The following is a 22,114-nucleotide window of genomic DNA, read 5'->3' as shown; positions in this document are numbered from 1 at the left end:
AGCATGACAAGCAAAAAAAATAATGAGCATATTGAACCTGAACAGAAACAAGACACTCAGCCAGTCGTTGTTGAAGACGAAAAAGCTGAAACTACAGAGACCAAACAACCTGAACAGAAGCTTGATGCCTCTGCTTCAAATACCGTTAAAAATGAGCAGCCTCAAGCTGAACATAAAGAGCAAATAGAGAAAGCCGAAAAGCAAGGTAAGCGCGGTGTCAAACTAGGCGCTATTGCGATCGCTATTTCTATTATCTTCAGTGGTGGTATCGCATTTCAAATGCAGCAAAAGAGTGCCGAGTACTCGGCTCAAATCGCCGCTCTTCAAGCACAACTACAAAACACCCAATCTACAGTAAATAAAGACCTACAAACCATTAAGCAAGAGACTATCCAAGAAGCGTCACACGCGGTGGAGAAAACTCAGGTCGTGCAGTCTCAACAGCAGAAGAGCATTCAAAGCCTGCAGTTAGCAGTGGCTGACGTGAAAGGTCGTCGCCCGAACGACTGGCTACTTGCCGAAGCCGATTACCTTGTGAAACTAGCAGGACGTAAACTGTTCCTAGAGCATGATGCCGTTAGCGCCACCAAGTTAATGGAAAGCGCCGATCAACGTATCGCCGCACTGAATGACCCGAGCTTAGTGTCACTTCGTCAATCAATCACCAATGACATTACTAAGCTTCGCACTATTCCTCTGATCGACCGTGACGGATTAGTTCTACGCATCACAAGTCTGCAACAGCAAGTCGATACACTGCCGCTTGCCAATGCGATTCTTCCAGAAACTGCGGTTGTTGAGAAAAAAGCAGTATCGCAAGATATTAATGATTGGCAGAACAACCTGATGACGTCGATGAAAGACTTCTCAGAAAACTTCATCACATTCCGCAGTCGTGATGGCGAAGTTATCCCTCTACTATCACCAGAACAGCACTTCTACCTACGTGAAAATATCAAAGGTAAACTAGAGACAGCCATTCGCGCAGTCTATAAAGAACAAGGCGATATCTACAGTGCAGCACTGCAAACAGCTAACGAGTGGTCGAAATCATACCTAAACCAAGATAACCATTCGGTCATTGAATTTGAGAAGGCGATTAAGCAATTAAGTGAGCAGAACATCTCGGTTAAATACCCGGTAAAACTTGAGTCTCAAAATGAGCTATCTGATGTGATTCGCGAACGTCTACGCCGTGAGGTGACGGTAATGACCTCGGAGGAGAAATAATGATTCGTTTGATTTTTCTTTTTCTCATTCTAGGTGTAGGTTTGTTTGTCGGTACACAGTTCTCTGGCCAACAAGGTTATGTACTCATCTCAATTGCTAATAAGACGATTGAAATGAGTGTGACAACAATGGCTATCTTTGTGATTGCCCTTTTAGCTGCACTGTTTGGCTTGGAATACCTATTTAAAAAGCTTATTTACGCGAGCTCAACCACTTGGAACTGGTTCAGCGTTCGTAAACTGAAACACTCTCGTCGTTATACCAATGAAGGCATCATCAAACTTCTTGAAGGTGATTGGAAAGGCGCAGAGAAGAAGGTAACTCGTTGGGCTAACCATCACGACATGCCTCTACTTTGTTACCTAGTGGCTTCTCAAGCCGCGCATGAACAAGGCAATACTGCAGAGCGAGATAAGTACATCGAACTTGCTAGTCAACAAGAGGACTCTCTACTGTCTGTTGAACTAACCAAAGCGAAACAGCAAATCAGTGAGTCAAACTACGAAGCTGCATTCGATACGCTTTCTACTTTAAAAGGCACATACCCTAACAACACAGCGGTACTTGGCCTGTTAAAAGCCACTTACTTGCAACTGAAGTTATGGCAGCCATTGCTAGAGTTAACGCCTAAATTAGTTAAGAACAAGCTTCTAACAGCTGATGAGCAACGTGAATTAGAACAGAAAGCACAATGTGGACTGCTTCATGATGTGGCTCAACAACAAGGTAGCGAAGGTTTAATCAGCCATTGGAACAAGCTTTCAAGAAAGCAGAAACAAAGTTCGCATCTTGTATCCTGCTTTGTGAAGCAACTTATCGCTCGTAAAGCTGACTCAGAAGCCTTCACAGTGATCAAAGAGAACATTGCGAAGAGTGGTTCAAATGAGCTCTACATGTTGCTCCCTGAGCTTAACCTTGCCGACAACCACCCAGCTGTCGTAATGTTAGAGCGCGCTATCAGTAAAAATGATAACAATGCAGAAGCGCACAGCGCATTAGCCCAGTTCTACCTAAGAGGGCAAAAATGGGCTGAAGCGCAAAGTCACTTCGAGAAAGCACTAGCACTTCGCTCTAATGTTTCAGATTACGGATACCTATCTGATGCACTAGAGAAGCAGAACCTGACCAAAGCAGCTCATGAAGTTTCTCGTAAGGCACTCGCTCTAGTTCAGCCAGCTTAAGAAAATACACTTAACATGAAGCCGATGCCAAGCATCGGCTTTTTTGTATCTGCAGTTTACCCTAGATAACATCCTATATTGTTCAAGACTAAAGAAAGGAATGTATGGCTATGGAGTTCAGATTCTAGACAAAACCAACACGGAGATAAAACAACGACTCGCTATTTGAAACGAGGCTTAGTCATTACGCAGAATGCGCTTAACGTAGGGTATGTTTTGGAATTGTCATAATGAGTCTTCAATCTATAAACACATTTAAGGACGGGGGTAGCCTAGAAACGTAAAAAGCCCTGCTATTCCTAGCATAGCTTTCTAATACCAACCTGGAAAATTAACTGGTCAGGTCTATCCATCCTCTTGAACACATCTTCGAGACCCTTTCTGGCACTTCCAGAACCTATTCCATACGACACATATTTTGGAAATGATATCATCATAGTCTTCGAAACTTTGGTTCGCTAGACAGCGTTGCCGCACCCCAACTCCAAACTTGTTCTATTGGGTTGAGCTCTGGTGAGTATGGAGGAAGCTTGATGATACTGACGTTATTAAACCCGTTAGCGATATCACCTGTATGTCAGTCAGCACCATCCATAACTACCACTGCGTGTCTTCCTTCGTCTGTGATCTCGGTTATTTTTTTAAGTGCTCAGTCATAATGTCCTTATTGACCCTAGGTACAACCATAGATTCTCCAACTCCTTAACTAAGACAAACGGAGCCGAACAAAATTGCTTCTGTTTATCGCCCTTTGGCGTGTTCCTGCTTCAGCCCCACAAGCGAGTAATTGTATTCTGTTGCCCAAATCTAGCCTCGTCCTGAAACCAGATATCAACATACTCCAGCCCAATGTGGCCGGGGGCCTTAAGGATCGTTTCTATTTTGAATCTTTTAAAATCCTCTTGGATTTCATCAGGGTGTTTCGAACGCGATGTTATCCATGAAAAGCCTATATGACTTAGCAAATAATAGATAGAGTCAGGGTGGTAGTGTTTACCAAATTCCTGGACGATATATGTATGAATATCATGGCCGGTCAGTCGACCTCCAGACGGATTTTCAGCCTCATTTTTAAGAAATTGGCTTAATTGTTCTTTTTGCTTAGGCGTCAAAAATGCAGGTCTCCCTGTTCGAGGCTTTTCTTGTAACCCCTCGAGTCCTTCATCGAGAAAAACTTGCCCCATTTATTCACACTGGTTCTGTTTACTTTAAGGAACTTTGCTATTTGAGTTCTTGAATGTCCGTCTTTCAAGTGAGCAAGTGCTAGTAATCGCTTCTTCATTTGGACGGATCTTTGTTGGTTAGCAAGTTTTTTGAAGTCGATATTATTGAAGCTATCCATTGCAATATTACGTTGAGCTGGAAAGTTTCGATTTGATTACATTCTTACTTAGATTGGTATGAGCCGGTACTCAGGAGATTCGACCGGGTTGGAGATCCAGCTCCAAACATTGCTTCGTAGAAGCAACAGATGCAAAAAAGCCCCAGCATTTCTGCTGAGGCTTCGTATATGGCAGGGGTGGAGAGATTCGAACTCCCAACACGCGGATTTGGAATCCGCTGCTCTGCCAATTGGAGCTACACCCCTAAAACTTTATCTTACTTCAAATTCGAAAAAACCTCGCACTAGGCGAGGTGTTCGAATAAGTGGCGGAGTGGACGGGACTCGAACCCGCGACCCCCGGCGTGACAGGCCGGTATTCTAACCAACTGAACTACCACTCCGCAGTGGAATACTTGTCGTCGCTGACAAGTGTTCAAATTTAAAGCCTGGCGATGTCCTACTCTCACATGGGGAAGCCCCACACTACCATCGGCGCTATTGTGTTTCACTACTGAGTTCGGCATGGAGTCAGGTGGGTCCACAATGCTATGGTCGCCAAGCAAATTCTGTTTAATTGACGCCTCTGCGACAATTAATAATTCGGAAAGCTGTTTCTCTATTCAATAGAGCAATAAAAGTCTCTTCAAACGCATTCAAGGTCTGTTTCTTTGAGTCCACAAAACCCCTTGGGTGTTGTATGGTTAAGCCTCACGGGCAATTAGTACAGGTTAGCTCAATGCCTCGCAGCACTTACACACCCTGCCTATCAACGTCGTAGTCTACGACAACCCTTTAGGACACTTATAGTGCCAGGGAAAACTCATCTCAAGGCTCGCTTCGCGCTTAGATGCTTTCAGCGCTTATCGATTCCGAACGTAGCTACCGGGCAATGCCATTGGCATGACAACCCGAACACCAGAGGTTCGTCCACTCCGGTCCTCTCGTACTAGGAGCAGCCCCTTTCAATTTTCCAACGCCCACGGCAGATAGGGACCGAACTGTCTCACGACGTTCTAAACCCAGCTCGCGTACCACTTTAAATGGCGAACAGCCATACCCTTGGGACCGACTTCAGCCCCAGGATGTGATGAGCCGACATCGAGGTGCCAAACACCGCCGTCGATATGAACTCTTGGGCGGTATCAGCCTGTTATCCCCGGAGTACCTTTTATCCGTTGAGCGATGGCCCTTCCATTCAGAACCACCGGATCACTATGACCTGCTTTCGCACCTGCTCGAATTGTCATTCTCGCAGTCAAGCGGGCTTATGCCATTGCACTAACCACACGATGTCCAACCGTGTTTAGCCCACCTTCGTGCTCCTCCGTTACTCTTTGGGAGGAGACCGCCCCAGTCAAACTACCCACCAGGCACTGTCCGTAATCCCGATTCAGGGACCAACGTTAGAACATCAAAACTACAAGGGTGGTATTTCAAGGACGACTCCATCACATCTAGCGACGCAATTTCATAGTCTCCCACCTATCCTACACATGTAGGTTCAATGTTCAGTGCCAAGCTGTAGTAAAGGTTCACGGGGTCTTTCCGTCTAGCCGCGGGTACACTGCATCTTCACAGCGATTTCAATTTCACTGAGTCTCGGGTGGAGACAGCGTGGCCATCATTACGCCATTCGTGCAGGTCGGAACTTACCCGACAAGGAATTTCGCTACCTTAGGACCGTTATAGTTACGGCCGCCGTTTACCGGGGCTTCGATCAAGAGCTTCGACCGAAGTCTAACCCCATCAATTAACCTTCCGGCACCGGGCAGGCGTCACACCGTATACGTCATCTTACGATTTTGCACAGTGCTGTGTTTTTAATAAACAGTTGCAGCCACCTGGTATCTGCGACTCTCGTCTGCTCCATCCGCAAGGGACTTCACTGATAAGAGCGTACCTTCTCCCGAAGTTACGGTACCATTTTGCCTAGTTCCTTCACCCGAGTTCTCTCAAGCGCCTTGGTATTCTCTACCCGACCACCTGTGTCGGTTTGGGGTACGATTCCTTACAATCTGAAGCTTAGAGGCTTTTCCTGGAAGCATGGCATCAATGACTTCACACCCGTAGGTGCTCGACATCGTATCTCAGCGTTAAGAAAGTCCGGATTTACCTAAACTTTCCGCCTACATACTTGAACCTGGACAACCGTCGCCAGGCCCACCTAGCCTTCTCCGTCCCCCCATCGCAATTGTAAGAAGTACGGGAATATTAACCCGTTTCCCATCGACTACGCCTTTCGGCCTCGCCTTAGGAGTCGACTTACCCTGCCCCGATTAACGTTGGACAGGAACCCTTGGTCTTCCGGCGAGGGAGTTTTTCACTCCCTTTATCGTTACTCATGTCAGCATTCGCACTTCTGATACCTCCAGCAGCCCTTACAGACCACCTTCAACGGCTTACAGAACGCTCCCCTACCCCACATACCCTAAGGTACGTAGCCGCAGCTTCGGTGTATAGCTTAGCCCCGTTACATCTTCCGCGCAGGCCGACTCGACCAGTGAGCTATTACGCTTTCTTTAAATGATGGCTGCTTCTAAGCCAACATCCTGGCTGTCTGAGCCTTCCCACATCGTTTCCCACTTAGCTATACTTTGGGACCTTAGCTGGCGGTCTGGGTTGTTTCCCTCTCCACGACGGACGTTAGCACCCGCCGTGTGTCTCCCGGATAGTACTTACTGGTATTCGGAGTTTGCAAAGGGTTGGTAAGTCGGGATGACCCCCTAGCCTTAACAGTGCTCTACCCCCAGTAGTATTCGTCCGAGGCGCTACCTAAATAGCTTTCGGGGAGAACCAGCTATCTCCAGGTTTGATTGGCCTTTCACCCCTAGCCACAAGTCATCCGCTAATTTTTCAACATTAGTCGGTTCGGTCCTCCAGTTGATGTTACTCAACCTTCAACCTGCCCATGGCTAGATCACCTGGTTTCGGGTCTAATCCTAGCAACTGTACGCCCAGTTAAGACTCGGTTTCCCTACGGCTCCCCTAAACGGTTAACCTTGCTACTAAAATTAAGTCGCTGACCCATTATACAAAAGGTACGCAGTCACACCACGAAGGTGCTCCTACTGCTTGTACGTACACGGTTTCAGGTTCTATTTCACTCCCCTCACAGGGGTTCTTTTCGCCTTTCCCTCACGGTACTGGTTCACTATCGGTCAGTCAGTAGTATTTAGCCTTGGAGGATGGTCCCCCCATATTCAGACAGGATATCACGTGTCCCGCCTTACTCGATTTCACTGATGATGATGTGTCGGTTACGGGGCTATCACCCTTTACTGCGCCACTTTCCAGAGGCTTCACCTGCATCATTAAAAGCTTAAGGGCTAATCCAATTTCGCTCGCCGCTACTTTCGGAATCTCGGTTGATTTCTCTTCCTCGGGGTACTTAGATGTTTCAGTTCCCCCGGTTTGCCTCCTGCTGCTATGTATTCACAACAGGATACGTGCTTGTGCACGTGGGTTTCCCCATTCAGAAATCCCAGACTCAAAAGGTTATTACTACCTAATCTGGGCTTATCGCAAGTTATTACGTCTTTCATCGCCTCTGACTGCCAAGGCATCCACCGTGTACGCTTAGTCACTTAACCATACAACCCGAAAGGGTTTCTATTTGCTTTCACTTTAAAAAGTAAAGACAAATAAGCGTATGGCAACTAACCAAGGTTTTTGGTTGTCATCAAGAAGGGTTAATTCTCAATGACTGTTTGCCGGACTCAATTTACTTTTTGTTTCCACTTTTTAATAAAAAGTAGAATCAAAAAATGAACAATCATTTCTGATCATTCGAATACAAGACACTTGAATGTGTTTGTTGTGTTTATACCGTTCTTATTAACTAAGAGCAGATAAACATTGAGAACTTTTAAATTTGATTAACTTAATCACAGCCTTGAGCTGTTTGATTTCACTGTTTAAAGTGAAAACCAATTAAGTAATCAGTCAGCTTTCCAAATTGTTAAAGAGCATAAAGCAAAAAGCTTTAATCAATAACTTACGTTATTAATTAAAGCTCTGGCTTTAACTAAATCTAAACCATCAATCTGTGTGGACACTCATCGTCAATATCTTCGTATAAGGAGGTGATCCAGCCCCAGGTTCCCCTAGGGCTACCTTGTTACGACTTCACCCCAGTCATGAACCACAAAGTGGTAAGCGTCCTCCCGAAGGTTAGACTACCTACTTCTTTTGCAGCCCACTCCCATGGTGTGACGGGCGGTGTGTACAAGGCCCGGGAACGTATTCACCGTGACATTCTGATTCACGATTACTAGCGATTCCGACTTCATGGAGTCGAGTTGCAGACTCCAATCCGGACTACGACGCACTTTTTGGGATTCGCTTACCATCGCTGGCTCGCTGCCCTCTGTATGCGCCATTGTAGCACGTGTGTAGCCCTACTCGTAAGGGCCATGATGACTTGACGTCGTCCCCACCTTCCTCCGGTTTATCACCGGCAGTCTCCCTGGAGTTCCCGACATGACTCGCTGGCAAACAAGGATAAGGGTTGCGCTCGTTGCGGGACTTAACCCAACATTTCACAACACGAGCTGACGACAGCCATGCAGCACCTGTCTCAGAGCTCCCGAAGGCACTCCTGCGTCTCCGCTGGATTCTCTGGATGTCAAGAGTAGGTAAGGTTCTTCGCGTTGCATCGAATTAAACCACATGCTCCACCGCTTGTGCGGGCCCCCGTCAATTCATTTGAGTTTTAATCTTGCGACCGTACTCCCCAGGCGGTCTACTTAACGCGTTAGCTCCGAAAGCCACGGCTCAAGGCCACAACCTCCAAGTAGACATCGTTTACGGCGTGGACTACCAGGGTATCTAATCCTGTTTGCTCCCCACGCTTTCGCATCTGAGTGTCAGTATCTGTCCAGGGGGCCGCCTTCGCCACTGGTATTCCTTCAGATCTCTACGCATTTCACCGCTACACCTGAAATTCTACCCCCCTCTACAGTACTCTAGTTCACCAGTTTCAAATGCAGTTCCGAGGTTGAGCCCCGGGCTTTCACATCTGACTTAATGAACCACCTGCATGCGCTTTACGCCCAGTAATTCCGATTAACGCTCGCACCCTCCGTATTACCGCGGCTGCTGGCACGGAGTTAGCCGGTGCTTCTTCTGTTGCTAACGTCAAGAGATGTTGCTATTAACAACACCCCCTTCCTCACAACTGAAAGTACTTTACAACCCGAAGGCCTTCTTCATACACGCGGCATGGCTGCATCAGGCTTGCGCCCATTGTGCAATATTCCCCACTGCTGCCTCCCGTAGGAGTCTGGACCGTGTCTCAGTTCCAGTGTGGCTGATCATCCTCTCAGACCAGCTAGGGATCGTCGCCTTGGTGAGCCATTACCTCACCAACTAGCTAATCCCACCTAGGCATATCTTGACGCGAGAGGCCCGAAGGTCCCCCTCTTTGGCCCGTAGGCATTATGCGGTATTAGCCATCGTTTCCAATGGTTATCCCCCACATCAAGGCAATTTCCTAGGCATTACTCACCCGTCCGCCGCTCGACGCCCATTAACGCACCCGAAGGATTGTTAGTGTCGTTTCCGCTCGACTTGCATGTGTTAGGCCTGCCGCCAGCGTTCAATCTGAGCCATGATCAAACTCTTCAATTTAAGATTTTGTGACTCAACGAATACTGACTTCAAAACTAATATTCATTGCTCTTTCGAAAAAGATTGATGAACATGTAATTCTAAAGCTATTACCATTCCAACAGAATGGTAATGAATTGACTGTGCCGAATAACTACAAGTAGTTAAACGTATTGGTCACTCAGTTCATTGAAATCAATTTGTTACCGAAGTAACTGTCATTACCTAAGTAATAACGCTTTGATATTCGTCAACGAGTGCCCACACAGATTGATAGGTTTAAATTGTTAAAGAGCTTTACTTCTCAAGCGCTCCTTTTAAGTAAGGTGCCTCTCGAAGTGGACGGCCATTCTAGCGAATTAACATTCAGTGTCAAACACTTTTTGAAAATTAATTTTTTGTAGCTTTCCGTCTTACTGATTCTTGCTGAAGCCTTGTGGCGTCTGCCGTCTCAGTGGTGTCGCATTATAGGGAACCCTCTCAGCTTAGCAATTACTTTTTCATAAAAAATGAATAAATAGGGGTTAACTGCCTAATAGTTCACCTGAACGTAAAAAAGAGAGCATTTCTGCTCTCTTTTTGCTCAAAATCTAAGAGTATTATTAGATAAAGGCGTAAGCATCTGCGTACATATGGTCACGTTTTGCTTCTTTATTTTGAGTAAATAAGTCTCTTGCAGCGCCTGCCATTTCAAAACGACCTGCAATATAGATATCGAAATCAGCCAGTGATTCGAAACTTTGCGTAATTGCTTCAAGTACATTACCAGTTTGGCCGTGCCATACTTCAGGTGCTTCTTCTACTACCGGTACAAAATGCACGTTGCTATGCTTTTCTGCAATGCCAACCAGCTCTTCTTTAGCATACAGCTGGCACTCATCTTTTGCGCCCCAGTATAGATAAATCTCTTTCGAGCTATTTTGCGCGATGCAGTGATCAAGAATAGAGCGCACGTAGCTGAAACCCGTGCCACCAGCAATAAGTAATAGAGGGCGATCACTTTCTTCTTTGATCCAAGCATCTCCGTGTGGCGCATCAATAGCAATATCGCCATCTTCAGCTTGAGCCTTCTTCATCGCTTCAACCACTTCTAGTGCGTAAGCATTATGCTCGGCAGCACCAATGTGTAGCTCAAGCTCACCTTCGTGGCGGCAAGGGCTACTTGCGATGGAGAATGGGCGCTTATCTTTTTCACCCATTTCAACCATCAGGTACTGGCCCGCTTTAAAAGCGACCGGTGTTTCTGGGTGAAGTAGGATTTGGTAAGTATTACAAGCCAAAGGCTCGATAGACTTCACTTTACATTTAATAGTCATGTTCTTCCTCTTACTAACCCTTAATCGGCAAAGGTTAGAACTAAATTACTTTCTGCAAATGCTTGGCAAGCAAAAATCCAGCCTTGTTGCTGCTCTTTCTCTGTGAGCATGGGTTCAAGGTGGTAACTCACTTGCCCTTCTAATTTTTTGCACATACACATTGCGCATGCGCCAACTTGGCAACGGTTTGGGAAATAGATATCGCTGTTGAGCGCAGCATCCAAGACCGTTTGCCCTTTTTCTACTGTGAAACTGATGTTTTCTGGGTATAAGACTACTTGGTAGCTCATGAAATTCCTAGCTGTTCCCAGATGCTATCAACCTTTTTCACGACATCAGGATCTTTTGTGATTGGTACACCCCACTCACGTAGGCATTCACCTTCCCACTTATTGGTCGCATCGAGACCCATTTTTGAGTGTCCAGTTTCGTTCTGCAGGAATAACGTATCTCTCGCCGGATCCATTCTGGTCGTTACAGCCCAAATGATGTCATTCCAATCACTCACGTTGACATCACCGTCACACACGATAACAAACTTGTTCTCATCAAATTGAGACCAAACCGCTTCCATGATTTTCTTACCATTACCGGCAGCTTGCTTATCAATAGACACCACAACCATGCTGGCATTGTCGTTTTGCAGGTGAATATCAATAATTTCAGGATGAACCTTGGTTAACTCAGCCAGGCTACCCTCTATATGTTCACTATTTACAGGTGCTGTTTGGACATCTGGCGATAACGCTAACTCTGCGTCCCACTTCTTAGTGATATCTAGACCCATCTTAGAACCCAACCCAACCACGGGTGAGGCAAAATCCAATGAATCGATCGGCGTGTTCTCTATCATCAGGCTATCGCGTGACGGATCCATATGTTCGCACATCGCTGCGGTTACTTGAGACCAATCACGTGCATTCACATCTTCATCACACACCAATACAAATTTGGTGTACATGAATTGGCGTAAGAAAGACCATACACCCATCATCACTCGCTTAGCGTGACCTGGGTATTGCTTCTTCATGGTCACTACTGCCATTCGGTACGAACAACCTTCAGGCGGTAGATAGAAATCTTCAATCTCTGGGAACTGCTTTTGAAGAATAGGCACAAACACTTCATTGAGCGCAACACCCAATACCGCAGGCTCATCAGGTGGACGGCCAGTATAGGTGCTGTGATAGATAGGGTTCTCGCGCATGGTTACATGAGTAATAGTAAACACATGGTGCTTTTCTTTCTCGTTGTAGTAACCAGTATGATCTCCGTAAGGCCCTTCATCCGCAAATTCATTCGGGTCGATGTAACCTTCCATCACGATTTCTGCACTTGCAGGAACTTCTAAATCGTTGCTGATTGATTTAACGACCTCAGTTTTACTACCACGTAGTAAGCCTGCAAACGCGTACTCAGATAAAGTATCCGGCACTGGCGTAACCGCACCAAGAATGGTGGCAGGGTCAGCACCAAATGCTACCGATACTGGGAATGGTTTCCCTGGGTTGGTTTCCATCCAATCACGCAGATCCAGCGCTCCACCACGGTGAGCTAGCCAACGCATGATGATTTTATTCTTGCCGATCTTCTGTTGACGATAGATACCTAAGTTTTGGCGTTTCTTGTTTGGACCACGAGTAACCGTTAAACCCCATGTTAGCAATGGTGCGACATCGTCAGCCCAACAGCTCATCACGGGAATTTTATCTAGGTCGACGTCGTCGCCTTGCCATACCACTTGTTGGCAAGCCGCTTTGCGAAGGCGTTTAGCTGGCATGTTTAAGACTTGCTTAAACACGGGCAGTTTATCAATAGCGTCTTTAAAACCTTTTGGTGGCTCAGGCTCTTTTAGGTAAGCAAGCAACTTACCTACTTCACGCAGTTCTTTGACTTCTTGACGACCCATACCAATAGCAACACGGTTGGGTGTACCAAATAGGTTGGTCAAAACAGGCATGTCATAGCCTACTGGATTTTCAAACAAAAGAGCCGGGCCACCAGCACGTAGAGTACGGTCGCTAATCTCGGTCATTTCGTAGTCTGGATCGACTGGGTGAGAAATGCGTTTCAACTGACCAATACTTTCAAGATGGTCGATAAAATCACGTAAATCTTTAAAACTCATAGGACTTCTACATGCTGATTATTCTGCGCTCAGTATATCAAAAAGGGTGACGCTGAGGTCCCCCTTTTTAGTGTGGTTATTGAGAGGCAAAATCCACTTTACGGTAATGCTTGCTCGATCAAAGAGCTCTTCACCTGAGGGTTATCATTCACAAGATCTTGCAACCATCGCGTATGACCTTGTTTGGCTAATTCACGGGCGACTAATGGCGCTTCATCGGCAATCGCCATCCTAGAGACAAGAAACTCCTTCACCTCTTCTGATAGCGGATTAACCTTGGTAAGCAAAGTAATCGCTTCATCTTTCAAACGTGGATTCTTAGTAGCAGCCATCACCTGCTTAAGCGCAAATGCTTGCTTGGTTTCAGCGAGACGAATCAATTCAGCTTGGCTATGATAATCAGCCTTCATGCGCCATAGGATCTTATAGACTTCTGGGTCTTCGCTCACTTGCGCTAATCGAACCACCACCTCAGTAGAAGGTAACCAGCTCACAATCGACGACGTGGTCAGTTGCTTAGTCAGAAAATCAACCGCTTCAGGCGACAAACTGTCTAGCTCTCTGATTAACAGCGCTTCTCGAGTTTGGACTTGGTGTTCAGGGCCAGATAACCACTCTTTCAGGTCGAGTTCCTGCTTCTCTGCATCTAGTACAAACACCAGTGTCTTCTGATCTTGACGCCATTGTTTGATAAGGCGATTGGCAATTGAAGGGTAATTAAAGGCAGGTACTGTAAACTCATAGCCATCTCCACGCTCTAATACTTGATAAGTTGGCGTAATAGCAAGTTGCTGCTCAATGAAGATAGACATCTTAGGCGTGAGTACGATTTTTTGCTTTTCGAGCTTCTTCAAGAGTTGGTAACGAGCTACCTCTTGCTGGGGAAATGTCAGACGCTCAAGTGCGAAGCGCAGCGAATTGACTTCATCACGTGCGACAAATTCTAATAATTCAGCAGTTTTCAGTTTTACTTGATCATTCTCAAGCCAAGACTCTACTGTCGTTGGAGACATCTCGGTGGCATAGCTCATACCAACCGGGGAAAATAACAGTGAAGTAGACAGGAGTAATGATGACAACAGTCCATGTTGCATTTTAACTTCCTTGTAACACTTTTGGTCATTCTGCAAGCTGTCGCTACAAAATGCAAATAAAAAGCGCCACCCGAAGGCAGCGCTTTTTAATAACTATAAACCAGTCAAAACTACTGACGACGCATTGCGTCAAAGAACTCATCATTCGTTTTAGTCATTGCTAGCTTGTCGATAAGGAATTCCATTGCGTCGATTTCACCCATTGGGTGAACAATCTTACGCAGGATCCACATCTTCTGTAGTTCATCGTTCTTCGTAAGAAGCTCTTCACGACGAGTACCAGAGCGGTTGAAGTCAATAGCTGGGAATACACGCTTTTCAGCAATCTTACGGTTAAGGTGCAGTTCCATGTTACCTGTACCTTTGAATTCTTCGTAGATAACTTCATCCATCTTAGAACCAGTATCAACCAGTGCGGTTGCGATGATCGTTAAGCTACCGCCTTCTTCGACATTACGTGCCGCACCGAAGAAACGCTTTGGACGATGTAGAGCATTTGCATCAACACCACCAGTAAGCACTTTACCTGATGAAGGAATCACAGTGTTGTAAGCACGAGCTAGACGAGTAATAGAATCCAGAAGAATAACTACGTCTTTCTTGTGTTCAACAAGACGCTTCGCCTTCTCGATTACCATTTCTGCTACTTGTACGTGGCGAGATGCTGGTTCATCAAACGTCGATGCGATTACTTCGCCTTTAACTAGGCGCTGCATTTCTGTTACTTCTTCTGGACGCTCATCGATAAGTAGAACCATGAGTTCACACTCAGGATGGTTACGAGCAATGCTTTGAGCAATATTTTGCAGCAGCATTGTTTTACCCGCTTTAGGCGGAGCAACAATCAGACCACGCTGGCCTTTACCAATTGGCGAAGCAAGGTCAAGGATTCGGGCTGTGATATCTTCAGTCGCGCCATTACCTGCTTCCATCACCATACGTTCGTTGGCATGAAGAGGAGTAAGGTTTTCAAAAAGGATTTTGTTACGTGCGTTGTCTGGCTTGTCGTAGTTAACCGTGTTTACTTTAAGTAGTGCAAAGTAACGCTCGCCATCTTTAGGTGGACGGATTTTGCCGCCAATCGAGTCACCAGTGCGAAGGTTAAAACGACGAATCTGGCTTGGTGATACATAAATATCATCTGGCCCAGCAAGGTATGAGCTATCGCCGCTACGCAGGAAACCAAAGCCGTCTTGAAGAATTTCTAGAACACCATCACCAAAGATGTCTTCACCACTTTTTGCGTGCGCTTTAAGGATGGAGAAGATAATGTCTTGTTTTCTTAAGCGAGCTTGATTTTCAAGACCTAGACTTTCGCTAAGTTTAACAAGTTCAGACACAGGTCTGTTCTTCAGTTCAGTAAGATTCATAGTGGTGGAAGTTTGTTTAGTCAAAATAGGATCTGTTTTCTTAAGTTAAGAAGGATTTGGTCACGCAGGATCGACCAAGAAGAGAAATTCGTTCAATTAACGTGCGATAAATTAGCACTAAAACTAAGACTAGTCCATAGCTTAGAAAAAACAAAACCGCGCATTTGTTAACTGCGCGGTTTCTTTTCAAATGCTCACCTAATTATAGGTTAGCGTCTAGGAACTCTTTAAGTTGAGTTTTAGACAGTGCACCAACTTTAGTTGCTGCTACGCCACCATCTTTGAAAAGAAGTAGCGTTGGAATACCGCGAATACCAAATTTTGGTGGAGTACCTGCGTTTTGGTCGATATTTAATTTACCGATAGTGAGCTTGCCTTCGTACTCGTCTGCGATTTCATCAAGAATCGGCGCAATCATCTTACAAGGACCACACCATTCAGCCCAAAAATCAACAAGAACCGGGCCTGCAGCGTTGATCACATCGTTATCAAAACCGTCATCAGTTAGCTGCAAAATCTTATCACTCATCTTCCACTCCAATGTATTTTTTAGAACTGGTTGGATGATAACCAGTAAATAGATGCCCTATTGGAATGTATTTACTTTCGTATTGCAAGCTTAAGCTGATATTCTATAGCAATGAAAAAGACGCATATCACAGAGCAAAAGTTCGCCGACTTGGATTTACTTCCGCAAGTCATTGAAGGATTGGAAAAAAAAGGGTTCGATTACTGTACTCCTATCCAAGCCTTGGCGCTCCCGGTACTGCTCACCGGCCAAGACATTGCAGGCCAGGCCCAAACGGGCACTGGTAAAACGCTTGCGTTTCTTACTGCTACTTTTAACCACCTACTAAAAACACCTGAGCATGAAGGGCGTAAGCCTAACCAGCCGCGTGCGATTATTATGGCTCCTACGCGTGAACTCGCGATTCAGATCTACAATGATGCTGACTCTCTAGTGGCAAGCACGGGTATCAAGGCCGCACTGGCTTACGGTGGCGAAAGCTACGACAAACAGCTAGGTAAAATCGAAGAAGGCGCAGATATCTTAATTGGTACTACTGGCCGTATCATCGACTTCTACAAGCAAAAGGTATTTAACCTTAACCACATTCAAGCCGTTGTTCTTGACGAAGCGGATCGCATGTTCGATTTGGGCTTTATTAAAGACATTCGCTTCTTGTTTCGCCGTATGCCTGAGCCAAAAGATCGCCTGAACATGCTGTTCTCTGCGACGCTGTCTTACCGCGTACAGGAACTTGCCTTCGAACACATGCACAACCCAGAGCATGTCGTTGTTGAGCCTGAGCGTAAGACTGGTCACCGTATTCAAGAAGAGCTTTTCTACCCTTCTAACGAACACAAAATGGCGCTTCTACAAACGTTAATCGAAGAAGAGTGGCCAGATCGCGCAATCATCTTCGCTAACACTAAACACAAATGTGAATCAGTTTGGGGCCACTTGGCTGCCGATGGTCACCGTGTTGGTTTGCTAACGGGTGATGTTCCTCAGAAGAAGCGCGAAAAGATTCTTGAGCAATTTACTAAAGGCGATGTTGACTTGCTTGTAGCAACGGATGTTGCAGCACGTGGCCTACACATTCCTCAAGTGACTCACGTATTCAACTTCGATCTACCTGACGATTGTGAAGATTACGTTCACCGTATTGGTCGTACAGGTCGTGCTGGTGAAAGCGGTCACTCAATCAGCTTTGCTTGTGAAGATTACGCAATCAACTTGCCGCCAATCGAAGAATACATTGAACACGCTATCCCAATGTCTGACTACGATGCTTCTGCACTACTTGAAGATCTACCAGCACCATTGCGTTTACGTACACGTAACCCGCAACAACGCCGCTCAAACAATAACGGCCCACGCAACGGTAACCGTAAACCAAACCAGAACCGTCGCCCACGCCAACCGCGTAATAACAAGGAAGCTTAGTCGCTTATGAGTCAAACAGTGTCACCCCCGCTTTACGCTGCAATCGACCTCGGGTCGAACAGTTTTCATATGCTCGTTGTGCGTCATATTGATGGCAGCGTTCAAACCATGGCTAAGATTAAGCGTAAAGTTCGCTTAGCTGCAGGCTTAGATGAAAATAATGCGCTTAGTTTAGAAGCGATGCAGCGAGGCTGGGGCTGTTTGAGTCTCTTTGCAGAGCGACTGCAAGACATTCCTCAAGAAAATATCCGCATTGTCGGTACCGCGACCTTACGTACTGCAACCAATGTGGATACCTTTCTAGAAAAAGCCAACCAGATACTTGGCTACGACATCAATGTTATCTCCGGTGAAGAAGAAGCTGCGACCATCTATAAAGGCGTCGCACATACTTCTGGAGGCAGCGGCCGCCGCTTAGTGGTTGATATTGGTGGTGCGAGTACCGAGATGATCATTGGTGAAGGTTTCTCATCTAAAGCCTTAACGAGCCTCAAAATGGGTTGTGTTACCTGGCTTGAGCGACACTTTAAAGATCGTCAACTTACTGCAACTAACTTCAATAATGCTATTGAAGCAGCTAAGTCTACGTTGAGGCCTATCCTAGATAGCTATATGGATATCGGATGGGATGTGTGCGTGGGCGCCAGTGGTACCGTTCAAGCACTACAAGAAATCATGTTAGCGCAAGGCATGGATGAAGTGATTACTCATGCCAAACTTAAGCGCCTACAGAAACAAGCCATGATTACTGAGCGTTTAGAAGAGCTAGAAATAGAAGGGTTAACTCTTGAGCGCGCTTTAGTGTTTCCAAGCGGCCTATCTATTCTAATTGCTATCTTTGAGCTGCTTGAGATTGAATCAATGACTCTCGCGGGCGGTGCGCTCCGTGAAGGCTTAGCCTACGAGATGGTTGACGAATTACGCCAAAAAGACATTCGAGCTCGCACAGTTACGAGTATTCAGTCTCGCTACCAAATGGATGTGACCTACGGTGAGCAAGTCGCCTCACTAGCACAATCTTTGTTTGAACAAGCAGGTGCTGAAACATGGGTTCCAGAACCTCAAGCAAGCGTCCTACTACAAACCGCAGCCAAACTGCATGAAATTGGTTTAACCATCGATTTCAAAAAGGGCGGCGAGCACAGTGCATACTTACTACAAAACTTGGATTTACCTGGTTTTACACGAGCGCAAAAACACTACCTCGGTGAGTTAACACGCCGCTATCGTGAACAGTTGACTTCGTTACCAGAGCAACATGCAGTGTCAGGCACTAGCAGCAAACGTATTTTACGCATTCTACGTTTAGCCATTTTACTAACCCATCGCCGTAATCCTGACCTTGTGGCTCAAGTAAAATTAACGGCAGAAGATGACAAGCTAACACTTAATCTGTCCAAGCAATGGCTCGTAGACAATCCATTGACTGCGGCAGAGCTAGAGAGCGAGTCTAATAGGCAAACAGACATTGGCTGGCCACTGACGATTGAAAGCACCTGATATTCTTATCTGATGCCAAAAATTTAAAAAGCCCAAGTTCACTTCAAACTTGGGCTTTTTCTTATCACTGTATTAACAACGCAATGCATCACCAGCCGAAAGCTTATGCACTAATACCCGTCGCTTTAAAATCAGGATTTACGGCGGTTAACTTCCTAACAATGTAGTTTAGAAGCACACCGTACATTGGAACAAACAAGCCTAGGCTGATAATAAGTTTGAACCCGTAGTCGACCAACGCAATTTCAGTCCAGTGCTCTGCCATAAATGGATCAGGGCTTTGGTAGAAAGCAATCGCAAAGAACGCGATGGTATCAATGGCATTGCCGAATAGCGTTGAACACGTTGGCGCAACCCACCATTGCTTCATTTGGCGTAAGCGGTTGAAAACATGCACATCTAAGATCTGGCCAAGCAGGTAAGCCATAAAGCTCGCTACAGCGATACGTGCAACAAACAAGTTGAACTCACCCAGTTGACTAAAGCCTTGGAATGAACCTTCAAAGAACACCACAGACAAGAAATAAGAAACGGCCAATGCAGGCAACATCACTAAGAAAATGATTTTACGAGCAAGCTGCGCGCCAAAAATGCGTACAGTCAGATCGGTCGCTAGGAAGATAAACGGGAAAGTGAAAGCGCCCCAAGTGGTGTGCATACCGAAGACGGTAAAAGGGAGCTGAACCAGATAGTTGCTTGACGCAATAATCACCAAATGGAACAAAACTAATAGTGCTAGGGCTTTGCGCTGTTGCGCAGGGGTAAAGTTACTCATGCTGTACCTTTTTAGTTTGGTTTGGGGGTGAGGGAACCCAAATCGAGTCATTTCTTCGAATAAACTAAGAAAGCTCTTACCAATAATATGAATTAAAAATGTTTCTATAATTTGCTCTATTGAGCGGCGGGCGATTATACATTAATCAATATTGGCTGCAACGGTGAGAACAGACGCAAACGTTTATCCTCACTTTTATTGGTGAATGGCGTTAGAAGCTAAGTTTTAAAAGCCAGGTTTAAAAGCTACGTTGAGAACCCACGCTAAAAGTTAGAAACCGCGCTTGAAAAGCGTCGCGAGATAATCAAACTCTTCTCGGCTTTCTTCTGAGTTTAACGACTCAAACCAAATTGATTCGCTGTAATGCTCAGACTTTAAAAACATTCGACAATCTTCAAAGTCAATCAACCAAGAGTGCATATCGGCGTCCCATTGCTTTTCAACAACTGACGCTGACAGCAACGCCACCAGCTTTTCACCTAGCACTTCATAAGAATCAAAATCAAAACTTGGAGACGTAATTAATAAGCGCCCTTCCTCAGCCAAATACTCTCTTAAGCCAAATTCTGTTGGTGTTGTCATGTCCCTATTAACCTTTTTCTTTTTCTATTAGTTAGACGTTTCTTGCAAACTAGCCGTGTGTCGTGATGTGTTCTTGAATCAAATCTAAGAATGGGTCTGCGTACTTATCGAGTTTGCGTTGACCAACACCGTTTACTGCCAGCATCTCACCGTATGAGGTCGGCAGTACTTCGGCCATATCAATCAGGGTCGCATCACTGAATACCACATAAGGTGGTAAGCCATCTTCATCAGCAATTGACTTACGCAGCTTACGCAGTTTGGCAAACAACTTCTTATCGTAGTTCTTGCTACTTAGCTTATCGGACTTAGCACTGCGCACCGCTGTATCTAAACGAGGAACAGCAAGCTCTAAAGACATCTCACCGCGCAGTAACGGACGCGCCTCTTCCGTTAGCTGTAAAGTCGAGTTACGAGTGATGTTCTGGAACAGCAAACCTTTGTGAATTAACTGACGGAAGATACTGATCCAGTAGTCGTGGCTGTGATCGCGGCCAATACCGTAAGTAGACAGCTTATCGTGACCGTTATCGCGGACACGGATATTCTGCATGCCGCGCATCACTTCCACCACATAACCCATACCAAACGACTGATTGACACGATACACACAAGACAACGCCTTCTGCGCTTCTTGGGTTGCATCAAAGTGTTTTGGCGGGTCGAGGCAGATATCGCAGTTGCCGCATTGCTTCTCTCGATATTCGCCAAAGTAGTTCAACAAAACCTGACGACGACAGGTTTGCGCTTCGGCAAAGGCACTCATTGCGTTCAGTTTGTGCATCTCAACCTGTTTTTGCGGGCCTTCTTCTTTTTCATCAAGCATACGACGTAGCCAACCCATATCAGCAGGATCAAACAGCATCATTGCTTCAGCAGGCAAACCATCACGACCAGCACGGCCAGTCTCTTGGTAATAAGATTCGATATTGCGAGGAATATCAAAGTGGACCACAAAACGTACGTTGGGTTTGTTGATCCCCATACCAAAGGCCACAGTCGCGACAACGATCTGAATATCATCACGTTGGAAGGCTTCTTGAACGTAAGCACGCTCGTCGGTGTCCATGCCAGCGTGATAACCCGCAGCACGAAGACCGTTATTGCACAGCTTCTCAGTCACCATCTCCACTTTCTTACGACTACCACAATAGATGATGCCGCAATTGCCTTTCTGTGTTTCTAGGTAGCGAACCACTTGAGACACGGGTTTATGCTTCTCAACTAAGTTATAACGGATGTTAGGACGATCGAAGCTGCCTAAATAAGTGTGTGGCTCCACCAGCTGCAAACGCGAAATAATATCTTTGCGCGTTGCGTCATCAGCGGTTGCCGTCAGCGCCATATAAGGCACGTGCGGGAAATATTGTTTCAGTTGGCCTAATGAAGCGTATTCCGGGCGGAAGTCATGTCCCCATTGAGAAATGCAGTGCGCCTCATCCACCGCAATCATCGAAAGCGATAAACCTTGTAGGCGCTCGATGAAGTCTCGCATCAACACACGTTCTGGCGAAGCGTAAACCATCTTCAATTGGCCTGAGTTCATGCGGTTGAACACGCTCAATAGTTGGTCACGTGGCATTGAAGAGTTAATGCACTCTGCCGCGACACCATTGGCCTTCAATTGGTCAACTTGGTCTTTCATCAGCGAGATCAGTGGTGAGATAACCAGAGTGAGCCCTTGACGAACCAAAGCAGGAATCTGATAACACAGGGACTTACCGCCACCAGTAGGCATAATCACCAGGCTGTCTTGGCCTTCAACGGCCAGATCGATGACCTCTTGCTGACCATCGCGAAAGCTTTGATAGCCAAACACATCTTGTAAGATGTTTTGCGCATCATTCGCGGGAGTCGGTATTTGCTCAGCAATCAGAGTGGCGGTCATTATGGTTCCTAATCGAGGTATGAAATCAGCGAGCATCGTTAGCAAGCAAGGCGCACATTGTAGAGGGGAACGCTGGTGAATTAAACCGCAAATTGCTAGGTGAAAAATGTTAACGCTCCTATACTAGCCAACTCTCTTATAAATCTTATTAATAAGCACCCAGTGCTA

At 45.9% G+C, this 22,114-nt stretch carries 13 protein-coding genes, 2 tRNA genes, 3 rRNA genes and 1 pseudogene; 4 read left to right on the top strand and 15 right to left on the bottom strand.

Annotated elements, in window-relative coordinates:
* Window positions 1–3: 3 nt before the first annotated feature.
* Both OCV24_RS00345 and OCV24_RS00340 read left to right on the top strand, forming a co-directional pair.
* The gene (locus OCV24_RS00345) at window positions 4–1,230 is read left to right on the top strand and encodes a uroporphyrinogen-III C-methyltransferase (protein ID WP_102507568.1); all 1,227 of its coding nucleotides are present in this window, start codon (window positions 4–6) and stop codon (window positions 1,228–1,230) included.
* A complete protein-coding gene (locus OCV24_RS00340; RefSeq protein WP_102507569.1) occupies window positions 1,230–2,411 on the top strand; it encodes a heme biosynthesis protein HemY in 1,182 nt (393 codons plus the stop codon). Before OCV24_RS00345 ends, OCV24_RS00340 begins: the two co-directional genes overlap by 1 nt.
* A 331-nt stretch (window positions 2,412–2,742) precedes the next feature.
* Here the strand turns inward: OCV24_RS00340 and OCV24_RS00335 are convergent.
* From OCV24_RS00335 to trxA, 12 genes and pseudogenes are all read right to left on the bottom strand, one after another.
* Window positions 2,743–3,753: pseudogene (locus tag OCV24_RS00335) on the bottom strand (IS630 family transposase).
* A 169-nt stretch (window positions 3,754–3,922) separates the two neighbouring features.
* Window positions 3,923–3,999: transfer RNA gene (locus tag OCV24_RS00330), tRNA-Trp, on the bottom strand.
* Between the two features lie 60 nt (window positions 4,000–4,059).
* Window positions 4,060–4,136, bottom strand: a tRNA-Asp gene (locus tag OCV24_RS00325).
* A gap of 43 nt (window positions 4,137–4,179) precedes the next feature.
* Window positions 4,180–4,295 (bottom strand): 5S ribosomal RNA (gene rrf / locus OCV24_RS00320).
* A 137-nt stretch (window positions 4,296–4,432) separates the two neighbouring features.
* Window positions 4,433–7,325: ribosomal RNA gene (locus tag OCV24_RS00315) — 23S ribosomal RNA — on the bottom strand.
* Between the two features lie 485 nt (window positions 7,326–7,810).
* Window positions 7,811–9,363 (bottom strand): 16S ribosomal RNA (locus OCV24_RS00310).
* Together the 16S, 23S and 5S rRNA genes with 2 tRNA genes alongside form the textbook arrangement of a ribosomal RNA operon.
* A 581-nt stretch (window positions 9,364–9,944) precedes the next feature.
* Window positions 9,945–10,658, bottom strand: coding sequence for an NAD(P)H-flavin reductase (gene fre, locus OCV24_RS00305; RefSeq protein WP_017055264.1), 714 nt, complete (start codon window positions 10,656–10,658; stop codon window positions 9,945–9,947).
* A gap of 20 nt (window positions 10,659–10,678) precedes the next feature.
* Window positions 10,679–10,948, bottom strand: a complete 270-nt coding sequence (locus tag OCV24_RS00300; protein ID WP_008224727.1) for a 2Fe-2S iron-sulfur cluster-binding protein — start codon at window positions 10,946–10,948, stop codon at window positions 10,679–10,681.
* Window positions 10,945–12,786, bottom strand: a complete 1,842-nt coding sequence (gene ubiD / locus OCV24_RS00295; RefSeq protein WP_102507053.1) for a 4-hydroxy-3-polyprenylbenzoate decarboxylase — start codon at window positions 12,784–12,786, stop codon at window positions 10,945–10,947. The genes OCV24_RS00300 and ubiD overlap by 4 nt, the downstream gene beginning before the upstream one ends.
* A gap of 98 nt (window positions 12,787–12,884) precedes the next feature.
* A complete protein-coding gene (locus tag OCV24_RS00290) occupies window positions 12,885–13,880 on the bottom strand; it encodes a hypothetical protein (RefSeq protein WP_102507052.1) in 996 nt (331 codons plus the stop codon).
* A 110-nt stretch (window positions 13,881–13,990) separates the two neighbouring features.
* Window positions 13,991–15,250, bottom strand: coding sequence for a transcription termination factor Rho (gene rho / locus OCV24_RS00285; protein WP_010440702.1), 1,260 nt, complete (start codon window positions 15,248–15,250; stop codon window positions 13,991–13,993).
* Window positions 15,251–15,452: 202 nt separating this feature from the next.
* A complete protein-coding gene (trxA, locus tag OCV24_RS00280) occupies window positions 15,453–15,779 on the bottom strand; it encodes a thioredoxin TrxA (protein ID WP_010440700.1) in 327 nt (108 codons plus the stop codon).
* A 111-nt stretch (window positions 15,780–15,890) separates the two neighbouring features.
* Here trxA and rhlB point away from each other — a divergent pair, with 111 nt between their 5' ends.
* Both rhlB and gppA read left to right on the top strand, forming a co-directional pair.
* Complete coding sequence (gene rhlB, locus OCV24_RS00275) at window positions 15,891–17,201, top strand: ATP-dependent RNA helicase RhlB (RefSeq protein ID WP_017055268.1); 1,311 nt, start codon at window positions 15,891–15,893, stop codon at window positions 17,199–17,201.
* 6 nt (window positions 17,202–17,207) lie between these two features.
* Window positions 17,208–18,701, top strand: coding sequence for a guanosine-5'-triphosphate,3'-diphosphate diphosphatase (gppA, locus tag OCV24_RS00270; RefSeq protein ID WP_077681010.1), 1,494 nt, complete (start codon window positions 17,208–17,210; stop codon window positions 18,699–18,701).
* A 103-nt stretch (window positions 18,702–18,804) separates the two neighbouring features.
* Here the strand turns inward: gppA and OCV24_RS00265 are convergent, their stop codons facing one another.
* The 3 genes from OCV24_RS00265 to recQ form a co-directional block, all read right to left on the bottom strand.
* Entirely contained in the window at window positions 18,805–19,476 is a 672-nt protein-coding gene (locus OCV24_RS00265; RefSeq protein ID WP_046225126.1) for a 7-cyano-7-deazaguanine/7-aminomethyl-7-deazaguanine transporter, read from the bottom strand.
* Window positions 19,477–19,746: 270 nt separating this feature from the next.
* Window positions 19,747–20,058 (bottom strand): DUF3630 family protein, encoded by a 312-nt coding sequence (locus OCV24_RS00260; protein WP_046225127.1) that lies wholly within the window; start codon window positions 20,056–20,058, stop codon window positions 19,747–19,749.
* Between the two features lie 49 nt (window positions 20,059–20,107).
* On the bottom strand, window positions 20,108–21,946 hold the full coding sequence (gene recQ, locus OCV24_RS00255) for an ATP-dependent DNA helicase RecQ (RefSeq protein WP_150879362.1): 1,839 nt from the start codon (window positions 21,944–21,946) through the stop codon (window positions 20,108–20,110).
* Window positions 21,947–22,114 lie beyond the last annotated feature (168 nt).

This window comes from Vibrio kanaloae, from assembly GCF_024347535.1.
In the GTDB taxonomy this organism is placed as follows: domain Bacteria; phylum Pseudomonadota; class Gammaproteobacteria; order Enterobacterales; family Vibrionaceae; genus Vibrio; species Vibrio kanaloae.
Note: the sequence above shows the minus strand (reverse complement) of the source record. Positions and strands in the feature narration are given on the sequence as shown.